The 15,765-nt window shown below is 61.9% G+C and carries 15 protein-coding genes and 4 pseudogenes; 13 read left to right on the top strand and 6 right to left on the bottom strand.

The genetic code is table 11. From position 1 onward, the window contains the following. Positions 1 to 548 precede the first annotated feature (548 nt). The 3 genes and pseudogenes from A4G99_RS01720 to A4G99_RS01710 form a co-directional block, all read right to left on the bottom strand. Positions 549 to 1,693 (bottom strand): annotated as a pseudogene (locus tag A4G99_RS01720) (anhydro-N-acetylmuramic acid kinase). Between the two features lie 23 nt (positions 1,694 to 1,716). Then, on the bottom strand, positions 1,717 to 2,700 hold the full coding sequence (locus A4G99_RS24995; protein ID WP_066138703.1) for a GNAT family N-acetyltransferase: 984 nt from the start codon (positions 2,698 to 2,700) through the stop codon (positions 1,717 to 1,719). 105 nt (positions 2,701 to 2,805) lie between these two features. Next, positions 2,806 to 3,621: an SDR family NAD(P)-dependent oxidoreductase gene (locus A4G99_RS01710; RefSeq protein WP_066138700.1), complete on the bottom strand. Its 816-nt coding sequence runs from the start codon at positions 3,619 to 3,621 to the stop codon at positions 2,806 to 2,808. A gap of 167 nt (positions 3,622 to 3,788) precedes the next feature. Between A4G99_RS01710 and A4G99_RS26515 the strand changes: the two genes are divergently transcribed. Both A4G99_RS26515 and A4G99_RS26510 read left to right on the top strand, forming a co-directional pair. Beyond that, complete coding sequence (locus tag A4G99_RS26515; RefSeq protein ID WP_223301561.1) at positions 3,789 to 4,421, top strand: hypothetical protein; 633 nt, start codon at positions 3,789 to 3,791, stop codon at positions 4,419 to 4,421. A 65-nt stretch (positions 4,422 to 4,486) separates the two neighbouring features. After that, positions 4,487 to 5,701, top strand: coding sequence for an ABC transporter substrate-binding protein (locus A4G99_RS26510; RefSeq protein ID WP_255358979.1), 1,215 nt, complete (start codon positions 4,487 to 4,489; stop codon positions 5,699 to 5,701). Positions 5,702 to 5,777: 76 nt separating this feature from the next. Here A4G99_RS26510 and A4G99_RS01700 read toward each other — a convergent pair whose 3' ends face one another. After that, entirely contained in the window at positions 5,778 to 5,999 is a 222-nt protein-coding gene (locus A4G99_RS01700) for a hypothetical protein (protein WP_066138697.1), read from the bottom strand. A 20-nt stretch (positions 6,000 to 6,019) separates the two neighbouring features. Continuing rightward, positions 6,020 to 6,202 (bottom strand): hypothetical protein, encoded by a 183-nt coding sequence (locus A4G99_RS01695; RefSeq protein WP_066138696.1) that lies wholly within the window; start codon positions 6,200 to 6,202, stop codon positions 6,020 to 6,022. Between the two features lie 96 nt (positions 6,203 to 6,298). On the opposite strand from A4G99_RS01695, the gene A4G99_RS01690 reads away from it, so the two are divergent. The 5 genes and pseudogenes from A4G99_RS01690 (at position 6,299) to A4G99_RS01670 (ending at position 10,999) form a co-directional block, all read left to right on the top strand. Continuing rightward, entirely contained in the window at positions 6,299 to 7,324 is a 1,026-nt protein-coding gene (locus A4G99_RS01690) for an ABC transporter permease (protein WP_066138763.1), read from the top strand. After that, positions 7,311 to 8,354 carry an ABC transporter permease gene (locus A4G99_RS01685; protein ID WP_066138693.1) on the top strand — a complete coding sequence of 348 codons (1,044 nt, stop codon included), beginning with the start codon at positions 7,311 to 7,313 and terminating at the stop codon, positions 8,352 to 8,354. The genes A4G99_RS01690 and A4G99_RS01685 overlap by 14 nt, the downstream gene beginning before the upstream one ends. Then, a complete protein-coding gene (locus A4G99_RS01680) occupies positions 8,351 to 8,590 on the top strand; it encodes a hypothetical protein (RefSeq protein ID WP_066138691.1) in 240 nt (79 codons plus the stop codon). The genes A4G99_RS01685 and A4G99_RS01680 overlap by 4 nt, the downstream gene beginning before the upstream one ends. 127 nt (positions 8,591 to 8,717) lie before the next feature. Continuing rightward, positions 8,718 to 9,828: pseudogene (locus A4G99_RS01675) on the top strand (ABC transporter ATP-binding protein). Continuing rightward, the gene (locus A4G99_RS01670; RefSeq protein WP_223301560.1) at positions 9,815 to 10,999 is read left to right on the top strand and encodes an ABC transporter ATP-binding protein; all 1,185 of its coding nucleotides are present in this window, start codon (positions 9,815 to 9,817) and stop codon (positions 10,997 to 10,999) included. Before A4G99_RS01675 ends, A4G99_RS01670 begins: the two are co-directional and overlap by 14 nt. Here the strand turns inward: A4G99_RS01670 and A4G99_RS01665 are convergent. Continuing rightward, positions 10,984 to 12,099 (bottom strand): mandelate racemase/muconate lactonizing enzyme family protein, encoded by a 1,116-nt coding sequence (locus A4G99_RS01665; RefSeq protein WP_066138689.1) that lies wholly within the window; start codon positions 12,097 to 12,099, stop codon positions 10,984 to 10,986. The two genes, A4G99_RS01670 and A4G99_RS01665, sit on opposite strands and share 16 nt — an antisense overlap. 100 nt (positions 12,100 to 12,199) lie before the next feature. Between A4G99_RS01665 and A4G99_RS01660 the strand changes: the two genes are divergently transcribed. The 6 genes and pseudogenes from A4G99_RS01660 (at position 12,200) to A4G99_RS01645 (ending at position 15,763) form a co-directional block, all read left to right on the top strand. Continuing rightward, positions 12,200 to 13,024 carry a PIG-L deacetylase family protein gene (locus A4G99_RS01660; protein WP_066138760.1) on the top strand — a complete coding sequence of 275 codons (825 nt, stop codon included), beginning with the start codon at positions 12,200 to 12,202 and terminating at the stop codon, positions 13,022 to 13,024. 61 nt (positions 13,025 to 13,085) lie between these two features. Continuing rightward, entirely contained in the window at positions 13,086 to 13,307 is a 222-nt protein-coding gene (locus tag A4G99_RS28410; protein WP_255358964.1) for a glutamine amidotransferase, read from the top strand. A 73-nt stretch (positions 13,308 to 13,380) separates the two neighbouring features. After that, positions 13,381 to 13,440 (top strand): annotated as a pseudogene (locus A4G99_RS28405) (hypothetical protein); the annotation flags it as partial. A gap of 52 nt (positions 13,441 to 13,492) precedes the next feature. Continuing rightward, complete coding sequence (locus tag A4G99_RS28400) at positions 13,493 to 13,813, top strand: glutamine amidotransferase (protein WP_255358977.1); 321 nt, start codon at positions 13,493 to 13,495, stop codon at positions 13,811 to 13,813. Between the two features lie 119 nt (positions 13,814 to 13,932). Next, positions 13,933 to 15,138 (top strand): annotated as a pseudogene (locus A4G99_RS01650) (aminotransferase class V-fold PLP-dependent enzyme). 175 nt (positions 15,139 to 15,313) lie between these two features. After that, positions 15,314 to 15,763 (top strand): hypothetical protein, encoded by a 450-nt coding sequence (locus tag A4G99_RS01645; protein WP_066138686.1) that lies wholly within the window; start codon positions 15,314 to 15,316, stop codon positions 15,761 to 15,763. The last annotated feature ends 2 nt before the right edge of the window (positions 15,764 to 15,765 follow it).

Here is a 15,765-nt window from a genome sequence, read left to right as displayed (position 1 = left end):
TTTCCTCGGTCGGCGTTTATCAGTCGACGTCAATGCGTCGACGTTTGTCGTATCCGTCGACGTTTGTCGTTCGTTTCGATAGTCCGGAGGACTCGCCGAAAGCGGTACATCGTCACCCGTTTCGACTGAGTCGAAACGGGTCGTATAGGGATTCTCGACCGATAATTTGGCGCTCTCGTACCATTCGGTGTTCGTTCGCACGTCCCGACGAATTCGGAAGGGGCGAAATCAGTCCCCAACTCCGTGTGAACTAACCTCATGGCGCTGTTCGATGGGTTTTCGCTCGCAGAGGGCATTACGAGCATAAGCGTGTAATGGTGTTCTCGGCGGGACGCTCGGTATCTCTCGCCGCTATTCGTCATCATTGTATTTTCGTGCCGAATTTCGGCCCGTCCGAAACCGATTTCGAGCCGATTTCTCGCCACGGATATTCCGCTTCGACCTCGATTCCCCGTCGAAGCGTCGTCGCTGGTGATTCGACGGTACCGAAAGCTGTCGATCGATAGAACGGAGACCCCGAGCACTCGAAAAAGACGGACTGCCGGACCCTATCGGTCGGTCGGCGGACAGCGCTTGCCCATGACGACCGGTCGTGATGCGCCCGTCGCGCCGGGAACGTTGTTCGGGACGCCGTCGAGTGCGGCCGCGGCGAGCAGGGCGAACGCGACGGCTTCCTTTTCGTCGGCACCGACGCCATATTCGTCGATGGTTCGTATCGGTGCGTCCACCTCCCCGTCGAGCATGTCGAGCAGCGTGGGATTGAACGCGCCGCCACCCGAGACGACGATTTCGTCGGGAGAACGGGGAACGAATCGTCGGTAGGCATCGGCGATGGAGCGGGCCGTCAGCGCAGTCGCCGTCGCGACGATATCCGCCTCCGAGCAGTCGTGTTCGCGGCAGTCGGCGACGAACTCCCGTGCGTACTCGCGGCCGAACCGTTCGCGCCCGGTCGATTTCGGCGGCGCTTCGCGGAAGTACGCGACGTCCATCGCGTCGGCGAGGACGGATTCATCGACGGTTCCCTCGCGGGCGGTTTTCCCGTCCTCGTCGTAGGTTCGCTCGCCGTCGGTGAGCAGTTCGACCACGCCGTCGATGACCATGTTTCCGGGACCGGTGTCGAAGGCCGTCACGTCCGCCGGTCCCGCACCGGATGGAAGCGCGGTGCAGTTCCCGATGCCGCCGACGTTCTGGGCGATTCGAAACGACTCGTCGTCGGCGAGCAACGCGAGGTCGGCGAACGGGATGAGCGGCGCGCCGTGGCCGCCGACCGCGACGTCGGCGGTGCGGAAGTCGGCTATCGTCGTGACGCCGGTGCGTTCGCGATGAGGCTCCCGTCGCCGATCTGGAGCGTCGAACGCAACCGCTCCTCTCCTCCCGGCATTTTCCGCGGTTCAGGCTCGTGTCGGACCGTCTGACCGTGTGAGCCGATGGCGTCAACGTCTCCGAGGTCGATGTCCGCGGCCGACGCCGCCGCGTCGGCCGCATCCGCGAAGACAGTTCCGAGCGCGACGTTCAGGGTGCACGCCTCGGTGATGGTTCCCGCGTCCGAACAGGCCGCCTCGATTCGGTTTCGGAGCCCGAAATCGTAGGGTTCCGTGACGAACGATTCGACCGTGACGTCGTAGTCGTCCCTTCCATCGCCGTGAATCCGACAACAGGCCGCGTCCACGCCGTCGAGCGACGTCCCGGACATCAGGCCGATAATGATGCGCTCGGTCATCGCGCCGTCTCCCGGTCGAGTTCCTTCGTGAACGACTCGTAGGCGACCCACGGTTCGAAGCCGAGTTTGGCGTAGTAGCCGACGAGGTCGGTCCAGTCGATGATCATGTGATCGTAGCCCGCATCGCGGTACCGCTCGGCGAGCGTGGCGACCAGCCAGAGGCCCCACCCGTGGCCGCGATACGCCTCGTCGATTCCGAGCGGTCCGAGACCGCAGACGCGCCCGTCGAATCGGTCCACCCAGTTGACGTTGCCGCCGCGATATCCCGATTCGGGCGTGTTGGTTCGACCGAATCCGACGGCTTTCCCGTCGTTTCGAAGGAGCCAGTAATCGTCGGCACCGCCGGGAACGCGGGCGAAGTTCCGGGCCTCGTACAGCCATCGACCGGGGAACTGCTCCGAGAGGAACGCGAACAGCGGTTCGGTGTTCGCGCCGACGCGTTCGAGCGTCAGGTTCGGCCACGCGGAACCGACGTCCGCGATTCGCGGCGGCGATTCGTACGTCGCGAGGTCGCCTTTCAGGTCGAAATACGTCCCGTCGGGGGAGAATCCCGCTTCGCGGAGGGATTCCCGGAGGGTGTCGAACTCCGTCGGCACGCCCGGCAGAAATTGACCGGGGTCACCGCCGAATCGGAGTCGGGTGACGCCCCGTGCCGCCATGTCCCGCTCGACCGTGGCGAGCAGTTCCGAAGCGAGATGGGTGTCGTCATCCGAATCGTCGGCGAACAGGCTGATCCACCCCACGGTTCCGTCCGCGAAGTCCGGAACGGCTTCCGTGAGTCGTTTTCCGAGCACGAAGGCGACGAGTTCGTCGTTCTCGAACCCGCCCCACGCCGTCACGTCCATCCCGTCGAACGGCGCGAAGACGTTCTGTGACACCAATCGTTCGGGAATGGAGAATTCCGGATGCGTTCGGTTCCAACGGTCGATACCGGCGAAAACGTGTCCGTAATCGGTGAGACGACGGCACTCGGTGGTCATAACTCCGCTTTCTCGCCGGGCTACTTATACTTCTGTCCGGAAAACCGTGGTTCGGTAGTATTTTCGGTTCCGCGTTTATCTTCGGTTTCGCGTCCGTTTCCGGTCTCACATCGGCGGTTCGTCGATGTCGTACATCATCGTCTCCAACTGCTGGTCGAGGCCCGCGGAGAGGCCGCCATCGACGACAAGTTCGGTACCGGTGACGAACGACGCGTCGTCGGACGTGAGGTAGAACGCGGCGGCGGCCACGTCCTCGGGACGGCCGAACCGACCGACCGGATACTGGTTCAACCACTCCTCCCGAACCGGTCCCTCCGTCGTCAGTTTCTCGCTGGATGCATCGGTGATGATGCTCCCCGGGCAGACGGCGTTCGAACGGATTCCGTGTCGACCGTACTGGGTCGCGATGATTCTGGAGAGCGCGATGATCCCGTTTTTCGCGGCGGAGTATGAGGCCAACCCGATGCCGACTTTCGCGTTGATGGACGAGATGTGAACCATCGACCCGCCGCCCGATTCGACCATCGCGGGGATGGTTTCCCGAGCGCAGAGGAACTGTCCCTTCAGGTTCACGTCGATGATCCGTTCCCACGTTTCGTCGGAGACGTCGGCGACGTTTCCGTCGTCGAACGACCCGCCTGCGTTGTTCACGAGGACGTCGATGCTCCCGTGGCGCTCCATCGTCGCCTCGACCATCGCGGCCACATCGGCGGACTCGCTTACGTCGGTTCTGACGAACTCGGCCGTACCTCCACTTTCTTCGATGCGGGAGACGGTTTCCTCGCCTCCCTCCCGGTCCACGTCCGCGACGATGACGGTGGTTCCCGCGTCCGCGAGTCGTTCCGCGATGGCGCGACCGATACCCTTCGCTGCCCCGGTGACGATGGCGACGTCGCCGTTTCTCTCTGCACTGAAAGCCATATCTCCCACCTGTCGTCCGGGTACAAACGGTTTTGGGTTCACACGTCGGACAGTCACTAACCCAAACCTTTTTCTATGTTCATTTTAATATCGAATCGAGTATGGTTAACAGCAACCACGGTTCTAGCGGCGAGCCAGATAGGAGTCGTCTGACACGTCGCCAGTGGATGGCGCTCAGCGGCAGCGCGACGATAGCTGGATTGGCCGGTTGCGCCGGTGACAATCCCAATGACCAGGACGTCACGATGTCGAACACCGACGGTGGTTCGGACGGGACCGACGGTGGCGGCGGTGGTTCGCCGGTCACGACGGAACTGAACATGCGCGCGCCGGTCAGTTGGCAGCCGAGCAGTTCCAACATCAACCCCTTCACGGACACCAAGAACACCGAGTACTGGATGGATTACATGTGGTGGGAGTCGCTGGTGTACCCCAACGCGAACGGGGACCCCATCTACTGGCTCGCGGACGAGATCAACCTCAAGGGAGGCGGTTGTGAGGTCGAAATAAAACTCAAGGACGATTACACGTGGTGGGACGGAAAACCAGTGACCGCACAGGACGTCCACACCGCACAGCTCATCAGCGATTACAAAGCCAACTACGGTCCGGAGAACACCGACGACAGTTGGGAAGTCGTCGACAAACACACGCTCAAACACACGCTGTCCGGACGGCTAATCCCACGCTCCAGAAGACGGCGACCCCGTATTTCACCACCGTCGTCAAGCACGATTACTTCAAATCGTGGCTCGAACAGTACGAGGACGCCGGTGGCGAAAGTGCCGTCGAGAAGGTGACGAAGGACCTGACGTCGACGACGATTACCCTGAACGACCTCGTGGACAAGGGCCTCGGTTGCGGGATGTGGAAGCCGAAACAGCTCTCGCCAACCAACGCCGTCCACGAAAAGTACGAGGACCACCCGCGCGCCGACTGGACGAACCTGAAGACGTTCAACTGGCACCTCATCTCCGAGAAGCAGAAGGCCATTCAGGCGCTCAACGCCGGGCAACTCGACATGGGAGACAAGACGATAAATCAGGCCAAACAGAACGGCAAGGTGGACGTGTTCAACCGGTTCCCCACCTCCAGCATCGTGAAACTCTCGATGAACTGGAACAACAAGCACCTCGCACGTCGCCCCGTTCGTCGGGCCATCGCCTACCTCCTCGACCACGACGAACTCGTGCAGGTCATCAAGAGCACGCAAGGGTTGAACTACAAACCGCGCGACACCGTCACCGGAATGTCCACGAAGGCGACGAACCAGTGGGCGGGCGAGGGCTTCCGGAAGAAGCTCATCGGATACGGTCGCAACTCCGAACCCCAGAAAGCCAAGAAAGTGCTCAAGGACGCCGGGTACTCGAAGAACGGCAAGTACTGGGCCGATTCGAGCGGTGACGAGGTCAAGGGACTCACCTACCTCACGCCGCCGTGGAACATCTACGAGACCATCGGGAATTACGTCAGCCCGAAGCTCAAGGAGTTCGGATTCGGGAACAAACTCATCATCCCGTCGAGCAGCGGTTTCTGGAAGCGCTGGACGGACACGCACGACTTCGACATGGTCAACTGGTTCTCGGACACCTCACACCCGGCGAACGCGTACTCGACCCTCAGCGTCGCAGGAATCGGGAAGTTCGACGAAGTGGTGGACGCGAAGGAACCGACGAAGTCCTGTAAGGTGGACCGCCGGATGCCGGACCTCACGCAGAATCGGAGCAAGAAGTTGAACCAACCCATCCGTCCCAAATATCCGACGAAGGTCGGACAGATGGGCAACGGCGGTGCGAAACAGACGCTCTACCCCGTCAAGTGGGGCAACATCATGTCCCAGACCCAGTCCACGAAGGAGGTCAAGAAGTTCACCCGGAAGCTGATGTGGTACACTAACTGGCAAGTTCCCCACATCGGATTCTACGACGAGACGCGGGCGTACTGGGGCAACGAGGACAAGTTCGACTTCCCGACCGGGAAGGTGGACGACCATCCACACGCAAAGGAGACGAAGAACGAACACTACACCAACTCGATGGAGTTCCTGATGAAGGGACACATCAACGCCAAGACGAAGTAGGCGAACCGTCGCAGTCGGTTTCGCGTCGTCACGTCGCATCGACTACCACACCAACCGTCATCCACGTGGCTGTTTTTCACGTACGGTAGCACTTCAATAGAATCCCTGCCGTCGCGGCTCCGAGCACGCTCGCACCCGCGATGTTCAGGATGGAAACGACGTGTTGGGACGTCCCGGGTTCGGAACCGAAGAAGAGCGCGAGCGAGAGGAGACCGGCGAGACACTCGAAGGCCAGCAACAGCGCGAACTTATCCGCGTTCGAGCAGACGTAATCGAAGAGGGTCAACCTGTGGGACATTCGTTCGGGTCACTCGTTCGTCAGGAATTAAACGTTTCGTCCGACCCGCCGTCGACACGCGCGACGCCGTGTTGCACGCCACACGCAGGGCACTCGTAGTACTCGCGGTCGAAGGTCTCGCCGCACCTGATACACTGGTACGTTTCAGCGTCATCGTCGTCTCCGCGTCCGAATACGTCGAGGATTCGGGTGAGGAGTGTCATATCGTCCCCTCGTCGAGGACCGTAATGAATGGTCCGTTCCAGACAATCTCTCCCATACCTTTATTGCTGTGGGAGAAACACAAGCACAGTAACACGATGTATTATTGGAAGCGGATCGGCCAGTCAGTGCTGGTGTTTTTCCTCGCGCTGACAGTAACGTTCGCTCTGTACCGGATGCTTCCGTTCGGTCCGGTTCAGATGGTGAAGATCCATCTGATGCAACAGATGCTGGAACAGGGGAACAGTCCATCGGCCCAGCAGATGGAACACATCAACGCGATGGTGCAAACCTACACGGGTATCGACCCATCACAGCCGTGGTACGTCGCGTACTACGACTACCTCCGAGACATCGTCCTCTATCAGGACTTCGGGCGATCGATATTCAAGAACAGGCCCGTCTTCGACATCCTGTTCGAAGCGATGCCGTGGTCGATCTTCATCAGCATCTACGGCCTCGCGCTCGGGACGACCGTCAGTTTGCTGCTCGGCGCGGTGATGGCGTACAACGAGGGAAGCCCGTTCGACACCGGAATGACGATGGTTTCCATCGCCAACACCACCGTCCCGTACTACATCGTCGCCATCCTCTCGCTCATCGTCTTCTCGTTCTATCTCGGCTGGTTGCCGAGCGGCGGACGGATGGACCCGAACACGACGGCCGGACTCAACTTACCGTTCATCGTCGGCGTCGTCAAACACGCCATCCTCCCCGTGCTGTCGTCGTTCATCGCCGGATTCGGCGGTGCGCTGGCGTTCCGGGGCAACTGCATCCGCGAGATGGGTGAAGGTTACATCAGGGTCGCACAACTACGCGGCATCAGTCAGGGGAGAATCGCCATCCGCTACGTCGGTCGGAACGCGCTGTTGCCCGTCTACACGAGCATCATGATGGGTCTCGCCAGCATCTTCGGCAGCAGCATCATTTTGGAGAAAATCTTCAACTATCCCGCGATGGGATTGGTGACGTACAACGCGCTCATGAATCGAGATTATCCGGTCATCATGGGAGCGTTCATCTTCTTCACCGCGATTACGCTTCTCGGCATCCTCATCGCCGACCTGACCTACGGCGTCATCGATCCCCGCGTCAAAGGAGGGAACAGCCGTGAATCCTATTGACGACTCCGAGAAACCCACCACGCGGACCGATGGCGGGACGAGCGAGCGGTCCAGGGGTGGTATCGACGACAGCATCTTCACGCAGATGTCGAACGTCCCCGAACTGACGACGCGCGAGAAAGCACGCCGGTCGTTCGAACGACGGATTTACGCGCCGACCGCGGTGTTGTTGGACGACTGGCGCGCGCTCGTCGGTTCGCTCATCCTCCTGGGATTCGTCGCTATAGCCATCGTCGCCATCGAGCCGTTCGGTATCGTTCTCGTGTCGAAGGCCACGGTGATGGAAGGTCCGATATTCATCCCACCGTTCCAGGACTGGGCGTACCCGCTCGGAACGAACGTGTATGGAAAGTCGATTCTCAAGCAAGTCGTCCACGCCGCACCTGCGATGCTCGAAATGATTCTCGCCGGTGCGCTGCTCTCGGTCTGTCTCGGAACGATAATCGGGACGGTTGCGGGGTACCGTGGCGGACGCACCGATTCCGCGCTGATGACGCTCACCGACGTCGTCCTCACGATTCCCGGACTGGCGCTGGTCATCGTGCTGGCGAGCATCTATCAACCGGAACAGTCGTGGGTCGTCGGACTCATCCTCGGAATCGACAATTGGCCGAAGTTGGCGCGCACGATTCGTTCGCAGGTGTTGAGCATCCGCGAGGAGTCGTTCACCGAAGCCTCGCGTATCATGGGCCTCTCGGAGTTCCACATCCTCCGAAAGGACGTCATATCGAACCTGATGCCGTACATCTCGGTGAATTTCGCCAACAGCGCCCGGAGCATCATCTTCGAATCCGTCGCGTTGTACTTCCTCCACATCCTCCCCCAATCGAATCTGAACTGGGGGATCATGATGCAGAAAGCGTACAACAACGCGAACTTGACGAATCCGAACCAGATCCACTGGTTGCTGATCCCGATGATATTCATCATCCTCATCTCGCTCGGATTCATCCTGCTCGCACAGGGACTCGACCGGGTGTTCAACGTCCGACTGCGTGCCCGCCACGAGAGTGCCGGAGGTGACGAATGAGCGTCGAAGCCGACCACGGGCAGACCGTCTCCCTGTTGCTCGCAGTCCGTCAATCGTTCATCGCCTTCGTCACCATGTTGGGCGTCGTTTTCTGGGTGCTTGCACTCCTCCTCTCGGGGTACGTCCCGTTCGTGACGAACGGTGTCCTCTCCGGAATGCTCGCCATACTGGGGACGAGCGCCTTCGTTTACGCCATCTTCGGCCACCTCGGACTCCGACTGATAGGGTACAACTGATGACTTCACGATCCACGATACGACCCATGTACACCGCACGAACCACGAACCCGAATCGAATCGCCTGCGAAAGCCATCGACACGCCGTCCGGAACCACGAAACCGACGGCCGGTGGAGGTAGCCGAAATGGCGACCAACTATCGATCCACGCCGGGAGCGAGCACGCCCCCCGACGAAGACGTGATCCTGGAAGTACGCGACGCCAGCGTTTCCTTCAGCATGGACCGTGGGGACTCCCGCGTTCTCCGCGACGTCAGCATCGACGTTCACGCGGGCGAAGTGCTCGGCATCGTCGGCGAGAGCGGGTCCGGAAAGTCGATGCTCGCCTCCGCGATGCTGGACGCATCGTCTCGCCGGGACAGGTGGACGGCGAAATTATCTACCATCCGCCGGACGGCGGCGAACCGATGGACGTGCTCTCGCTCTCTCGCGAGGAACTCACCGCGCTCCGCTGGAACGAGATATCGTTCGTCATCCAAGGTGCTCAGAGTGCGTTCAACCCGACGATGACCATCGGCAGTCACTTCGAAGAGACGCTCCGCGCGCACGACGCCGACCGCGCCGAGGGGATGGCGTTCGCTCGCGAGCTACTTACCGACCTCTACCTCGACGCGACCGCGTGCTCCGCTCGCATCCGCACGAACTGTCGGGCGGGATGCAACAGCGGGCGCTCATCGCGCTCGGTCTCGTCCACGACCCGAACGTGGTCGTCATGGACGAACCCACCGCGGCGCTCGACCTCCTCATGCAGCGGTCCATCATAGGCATGCTGGAGGATCTACAGGCGAAGTACGACCTGGCAATGGTGTTCGTCACGCACGACCTGCCGCTGATCGCCGACCTCGCCGACCGCCTCGCCGTGATGTACGCCTTCGACCTCGTCGAACTCGGCCCGACGGACGAACTCCTCGACCACGCTGCCCACCCGTACACTCGCGCGTTGCTCAACGCCGTGCCGAACATCTCGGACCGGGCGATGGACATCGAGGGTATCGAGGGATCGAGTCCCGACCCCGTGTCGCTTCCGAAGGGCTGTTCGTTCAATCCGCGCTGTCCGCTGGCGGACGAGACGTGCCGAACCGAGGTTCCGCACCTGCACGACGTGGCCGACGGCCACGACGCCGCGTGTTTCCATTGGCGAAACGCCAGGGAGGAAATTCCGTTGTCGCTCGGCGACTCGGGAGCCGATGTGAACGCGAACGTGAACGCGAACGCCGACGGAGGTGAGCGACGATGACCGACCGAACGGGCGAACCGTTGCTCTCCCTGCAAAACGTGAGCGTCCACTTCGAGAAGGAGCGGTTGCTCGGCCTCGCCGGTTCGGAAACCGTCCACGCCGTGGACGACGTGAGCCTCGACGTGTACGAAAACGACATCGTCGCCTCGTCGGCGAGTCCGGGTGTGGAAAGACGACGCTCGGGAAGACCGCCATCGGCGTCCAGCGCCCTACCGAGGGAAAAGTGCTCTATCGCGGCCAGGACGTCTGGGAAACGAAGGAATCCAGTGGATGGTTCGGCGGCGGAAAATCAGCGGGGGAGTATTCGTCCAGCGAAATCCGTCGGTCGCTCCAGATGATCCATCAGGACCCGGATAGCTCGCTCAATTCGAACTACACCGTCGAATCGAGCCTCGCCGACCCCCTGAAACACTGGCAACCGGAGATGAGCGAGGCGGACCGACGCGCCCGCATCTACGGCCTGCTCGAATACGTCGGGATGGCCCCGGCGGAGGATTACGCCAACCGCTATCCGCATCAACTCTCGGGCGGTGAACAACAGCGCGTGGCTCTCATCCGGTCGCTGTTGATGAACCCCGACCTCATCCTCGCGGACGAGGCCATCAGCGCGCTCGACGTGAGTCTTCGCGCCGAGATGATGGACCTAATGCTGGAATTACAAGAACAGTTCAACACGTCCTACCTCTACATCTCCCACGACCTCGCCAACGCCAAACACCTCACGCAACGGGCGAACGGCCGGATCGGTATCATGTACCTCGGCGAACTCGTGGAGGTCGGCACGCCCGAGCAGATAATCCACGATCCACAGCACCCGTACACGAAGGTGCTCCTGTGGGCGACTTCTGACCTCAGAAACCGCTCCGAGGGTGTCTCGGACCCGCCGATCCGCTCGCTCGACATCCCCACGCCCACCGATCCGCCGTCCGGGTGCCGGTTCCACACGCGGTGTCCCGAGGCCCGCGAAGCGTGTACGAAGGAGTGTCCGTCGCTGACCGACCACGACGGCGACGGCCGCCGGACGGCGTGTTTCCGACAGCAGGGCAATCACGAGTACTGGAACAGCCCCCCGCTGTCGGGGGAAGACCTCGCGGAAGTGGTCCCGCGACGACGAGCGAATCGGCCGAGGGCGACTGATTTCGAACTTTCTACTTCTCAATCACACCGATAGCGCTCGACCTTCTCCTCATCGACCGTGATGCCGAGGCCCGGTCCGTCGGGCACCGGATACGCGCCGTCCTCGACTTCGAATGGGTCCTCGATTACGTAGTCGTCCCATCCGTAGTACGTACTGTCCGGCGGGAGGTTGATGCCGGGCGTGCTCGCCACGGTGTGGAGCACCGCGGCCGTCTTGACGCCGAGGTCGAATCCGCAATGGTGTGAGACCGAGACGCCCGCGTTGGCCGCCATGGCGACCTGGTCTCTGACGGCGAGGATGCCGCCCGCCGGAACGAGGTCCACGACGGCCACGTCGATGGCGTCGGCCTGCAACAGAAAGCGGAGGTTCCGCGGGAAGTAGGTGTCCTCGTTGACCGCTATCGGGGTCCGGACGCGATTTCGAAGCGAGGCGTAGGTTCCGTAGGTGTCGATGCGGACGGGTTGTTCGAGATACTGGAGCAGGATTCCTTCCTCTTCGAGGCGGGTGGCGACGCGTACCGCGTCCTCGAACGCCCACCCCTGATTGGGGTCGAGTCGGAATTCGAGTTCCCCGTCCACCTCGTCGTGCATCGCGCGGATTCGCTCCACGTCCTCGCGCCAATCCGGCCCGGCCTTCGTTTTCAACGTGGAAAACCCGTGATCGACCGCTCGCCGCGCGTAGGTGCGCGATTCTTCGGGTCCGAGGATGCCGAGACAGGTCGCAATTTCCACTTCGTCGCGGGTCTTGCCGCCGAGCAGTTGGTACACCGGCGCGTCGAGTTTCTTCCCGAGCGCGTCCCAGAGTGCGGTTTCGACGGCCCCCAGGAACGGCCGGACTTTCACGTATGGGAAATAAAACGACTCGACGAAGTCGCGGATGTCGCCGATTTCGCGACCGACGAGTTCCGGCGCGATCACGTCGTCGATGACGGCCTTGGTCACCGCGGCGGATTTCATGCCGACGAGCATCTCGCCCCATCCGGTTACGTCCTCGTCAGTCTCGACTTTGACGAGCATTCGCGTGACGGATTCGACTTGATCGTGGTTGCTCACGTACGGGGCGAGACCCAGTCCCGATTCGAGTGGCTGGACACCCATCTCTACGGGGATGGCTGACACGTTCGTAACCGACATACCCCACCCTCACAGTCCACCTACAAATAACTCCCCACAGCGGCGGTTTCGGACCCGTCGCCCGGAGAACTTATGTCAGGGAATCGTGTTCGAGCAACTGATGGCTACGGATACCTTGGGAGTTCTCGTCGTGGGCGCGCATCCCGACGATTGCGACCTCAAAGCCGGTGGTGTGGCGTGCAAATATGCCGACGACGGTCACGACGTGCTGTTCCTCTCGATGACGGACGGTTCCGCCGGACACCACGAACTCGACGGCGAAGAACTGGTTCGACGACGACGTGAGGAGGGAATCGCATCGGCGGCGGTCGCCGGTATCGAATTCGAACTGTCCGACGTCCCGGACGGAAAACTCCAACCGTCGCTCGAAAACCGGGAACGACTCATCGAACGGATTCGGGAGTTCGGTCCCGACCTCGTGATCACTCACCGCCCGAACGACTACCACCCGGACCACCGCTACACGGCACAACTCGTGCGGGATGCGGCCTACATGGTCGCCGTGCCGAACGTCTGCCCCGAGACGGCCGCCCTCGAATCGAACCCCGTCTTCGCGTACATGAGCGACACGTTCGACCGACCCAACCCGTTCTCGCCGGACGTGGTGGTCGATATCGACGACACCGTCGAGCGCAAGTTCGAGATGCTCGACTGCCACGACAGTCAGATGTACGAGTGGCTTCCGTACGTGGAGGGGACCATCGACGAGGTGCCCGACGACCCCGACGAGCGGTTCCGCTGGTTGCGAAACGGCGGCCTTCCCCACGTTCGGGCGCTTTCGGACGTGGCCGGTCGGTACCGCGACGGACTGGTCGAACGGTACGGTCCGGACGGTACGGACGTCCAGTACGCCGAGGCGTTCGAGGCGAGCGAGTATGGCAAGCCGCTCACCGAGGACGAGGCGGCGCGACTGTTCCCGTTCTGAAGCGAGCGACAGATACGCCCGAACGATAGGATTATACCCCAAGGGTTTGACACCGGAAACAATGACGAACGTTTTGCTCGCTGGCGAATCGTGGACGACCGTGCAGTTCGAAATCAAAGGGAGAAACGTCATGCACGACAGCGAATACGGCGAATCGGCCGACGAGTTCATCGAGACGCTCGAATCGGTCGGCGCGTCGGTTACCTATCAACCGTGTCACGTCGCCGCGAAGTCCTTCCCGCGGACGGCCGAGGAATTGGACGAGTACGACCTCGTCCACTGAGCGACATCGGCGCGGACTCGCTCCAGATACGGACCGAGTCGCGGCGGGCGATACCGACGCCGACCGCTGTGCGGTGCTGGCCGACTGGGTCCGTGACGGCGGCGCGTTCGGCATGATCGGCGGCTACATGAGTTTCGCCGGAAAGGGCGGACAGGCGCGCTACGGCATGACGCCGCTCGCCGACGGTGCTCCCCGTCGAAATCGCTGCGGGGGACGACCGCGTGGAGACGCCGAGCGGCGCGGTACCGAAAAACGAGGGCGTTCCGGACGCCGACCTGCCGGACGAGTGGCCGCACGTCCTCGGCTACAACCGGACGACGGCGAAACCCGAAGCGGAAGTCTGGGCGACTGTGCAGGACGACCCGTTCCTCGCCATCGGCGACTACGGCGACGGGAGTTCGTTCGCCTACGCGACGGACTGTGCGCCCCACTGGGCACCCGAAGGACTGCTGTCGTGGGACGGCCTCCCGACGCTCTGGGAGCGCGTTCTCGACCGCGTCTGTTAGCTTTCGGATTCGGATTCTATTTTCGACCGGGTTCGTTTCGCGTTGCGAAATTCGAGTCCCGACCAAATCCCTCACGCGAACGGCGAATCTATTTATTCCGTGCCGCGCGAGACGTTCGTATGCCGAACGAAACCATCTACGAGGAGTTGGGTGTCCCGCACGTCGTCAACGCGACGGGGACGAAGACGAGGATCGGTGGCAGTCGCATCCGACCGGAGGCCGTCGAGGCGATGGCACAAGCATCGGAGGCGTTCGTCCGCCTCTCGGACCTACAGGCCCGGGCGAGCGAGTTGATCGCCGACGTGACCGGCGCGGACGCGGGGTACGTCACCTGCGGCGCGTCGAGCGCGCTCGCGCTCGGCGCGGCGACGTGTATCGCTGGAGACGACATCGGGGCGATGGCGCGACTGCCGGAGACGGACGACGTACCGAGCGAAATCGTCATGCCGCGAACCCATCGAACCGGCTACGACCACGCGCTCCGCGCCGCTGGTGCGAAGATAGTGGACGTGGGATCGAACGACCGCCACCTCGGCACGGGATCGCGCAACGTCGAACCGTGGGAGATCGCGGACGCGATAACTGAGGACACGGCCGCCGTCGCGTACATGGAGAAGTCCTACACCGAACCGCCGCTCGAAGTCGTTTGCGAAATCGCCCACGATAACGGCGTTCCGGTCATCGTGGACGCGGCCGCTGAACTTCCACCCGTGAGCAACCTCTCGGCCTTCATCGAGGCGTGCCGACCTCGTCGCGTTCAGCGGTGGGAAGGCGATTCGCGGACAGACGACGGCATCCTCGCCGGACGGAAGGACCTCGTCGAGTCCGTCGCGGCCCAACACCTCGACATGCACGCAGCCGAGGACGTGTGGGAACCGGCCCCCGAACTCGTGAACCCGAGCGAACTCGGTGGCGTCCCGCGACAGGGAATCGGTCGCCCGATGAAGGTCGGTAAGGAGGAACTCGTCGGTCTGATTCGCGCCCTCCAACTCTTCGTGGAGGACGACCACGACGCCCGCATCTCGGAATGGCTCGACCGCTCGGAGCGAATCGCCGAGCAACTCGACGCCGTTTCGGGATACGAAACGCACCTCACGGCCGACGACAAAACCGCCGTCGCGCCGGAGGTCGTCGTCAGCGTCGATGCCGAACTCGCGGGCGTCACCGCGACTGACGTGGTCGGCGGCCTGCGACGCGAGGAACCACGCGTCTTCGTCGGCGCGGACGCGCTCACGGATGGTGAGTTCACGGTCAACCCGATGTGTCTCACGGACGAGGAAGCGGAGTACGCCGTCGAACGGATCGTCGCGCAAGTCGAGGGATAACGGGAGAAACGGAGGTATCTGCTGTCCAGTCACCCTCGTTCAGTCCGGTCGAAACACGGCGGTCGATCGACCGAGCGATACATCGGTTGTTGCGGGTTTCTGTGCAGTCTGTGCAGTCTGTACAGTCAGATCGGTAGTTGCAGGGTTCTTACGTTCGGCCTACCTCGGTAGTAGCATGACCCTATCCCCCGTCAAACGCGAGGTGCTGGACGAAATCCGTACGAGGGTTTCGGACCACGCGACGTGGTGTCTCTTCGGCAGCACCGATACCGTGCTTCGAGGACTCGACGACGACCCGAACGACATCGACATCCTCGCTACCGAGGAAGCGGCGGAGGAGTTTCGTGCGAAGTTCGCGGACGATTTCGTCGATACTCGGGAACTCGGCTACTCACAGATAGACACGTACGAGGTGGGCGGCGAGGAACTCGAAGTGATATTCAGCCGGGACGAGAAGCCACAGCAGGAACCGCTGATCGATCTGAGCGAGGTCTCGCTGGAGACGAGCGACGACCCGGCGATGCCGTTACTCCCTCTGGACTCGCTCGTTCGAGCCTACAGGAAAATCGAGAAGCACGAGACGGCGGATCGACTGGAATCCGAACTCGACGTGAAAAGAAAATAGGC

This window comes from Haladaptatus sp. R4, from assembly GCF_001625445.1.
Lineage (GTDB): Archaea > Halobacteriota > Halobacteria > Halobacteriales > Haladaptataceae > Haladaptatus.
Note: the sequence above shows the minus strand (reverse complement) of the source record. Positions and strands in the feature narration are given on the sequence as shown.

Coding starts and splice junctions, on each gene's coding strand:
- A4G99_RS28410 (WP_255358964.1), top strand. CDS start 13,086: ATGACGAACGTTTTGCTCGCTGGCGAATCGTGGACGACCGTGCAGTTC.
- A4G99_RS01695 (WP_066138696.1), bottom strand. CDS start 6,202: ATGACACTCCTCACCCGAATCCTCGACGTATTCGGACGCGGAGACGAC.
- A4G99_RS01665 (WP_066138689.1), bottom strand. CDS start 12,099: ATGTCGGTTACGAACGTGTCAGCCATCCCCGTAGAGATGGGTGTCCAG.
- A4G99_RS01660 (WP_066138760.1), top strand. CDS start 12,200: ATGGCTACGGATACCTTGGGAGTTCTCGTCGTGGGCGCGCATCCCGAC.
- A4G99_RS26515 (WP_223301561.1), top strand. CDS start 3,789: ATGGCGCTCAGCGGCAGCGCGACGATAGCTGGATTGGCCGGTTGCGCC.
- A4G99_RS01710 (WP_066138700.1), bottom strand. CDS start 3,621: ATGGCTTTCAGTGCAGAGAGAAACGGCGACGTCGCCATCGTCACCGGG.
- A4G99_RS01690 (WP_066138763.1), top strand. CDS start 6,299: ATGTATTATTGGAAGCGGATCGGCCAGTCAGTGCTGGTGTTTTTCCTC.
- A4G99_RS26510 (WP_255358979.1), top strand. CDS start 4,487: ATGTGGAAGCCGAAACAGCTCTCGCCAACCAACGCCGTCCACGAAAAG.
- A4G99_RS01680 (WP_066138691.1), top strand. CDS start 8,351: ATGAGCGTCGAAGCCGACCACGGGCAGACCGTCTCCCTGTTGCTCGCA.
- A4G99_RS01645 (WP_066138686.1), top strand. CDS start 15,314: ATGACCCTATCCCCCGTCAAACGCGAGGTGCTGGACGAAATCCGTACG.
- A4G99_RS01700 (WP_066138697.1), bottom strand. CDS start 5,999: ATGTCCCACAGGTTGACCCTCTTCGATTACGTCTGCTCGAACGCGGAT.
- A4G99_RS24995 (WP_066138703.1), bottom strand. CDS start 2,700: ATGACCACCGAGTGCCGTCGTCTCACCGATTACGGACACGTTTTCGCC.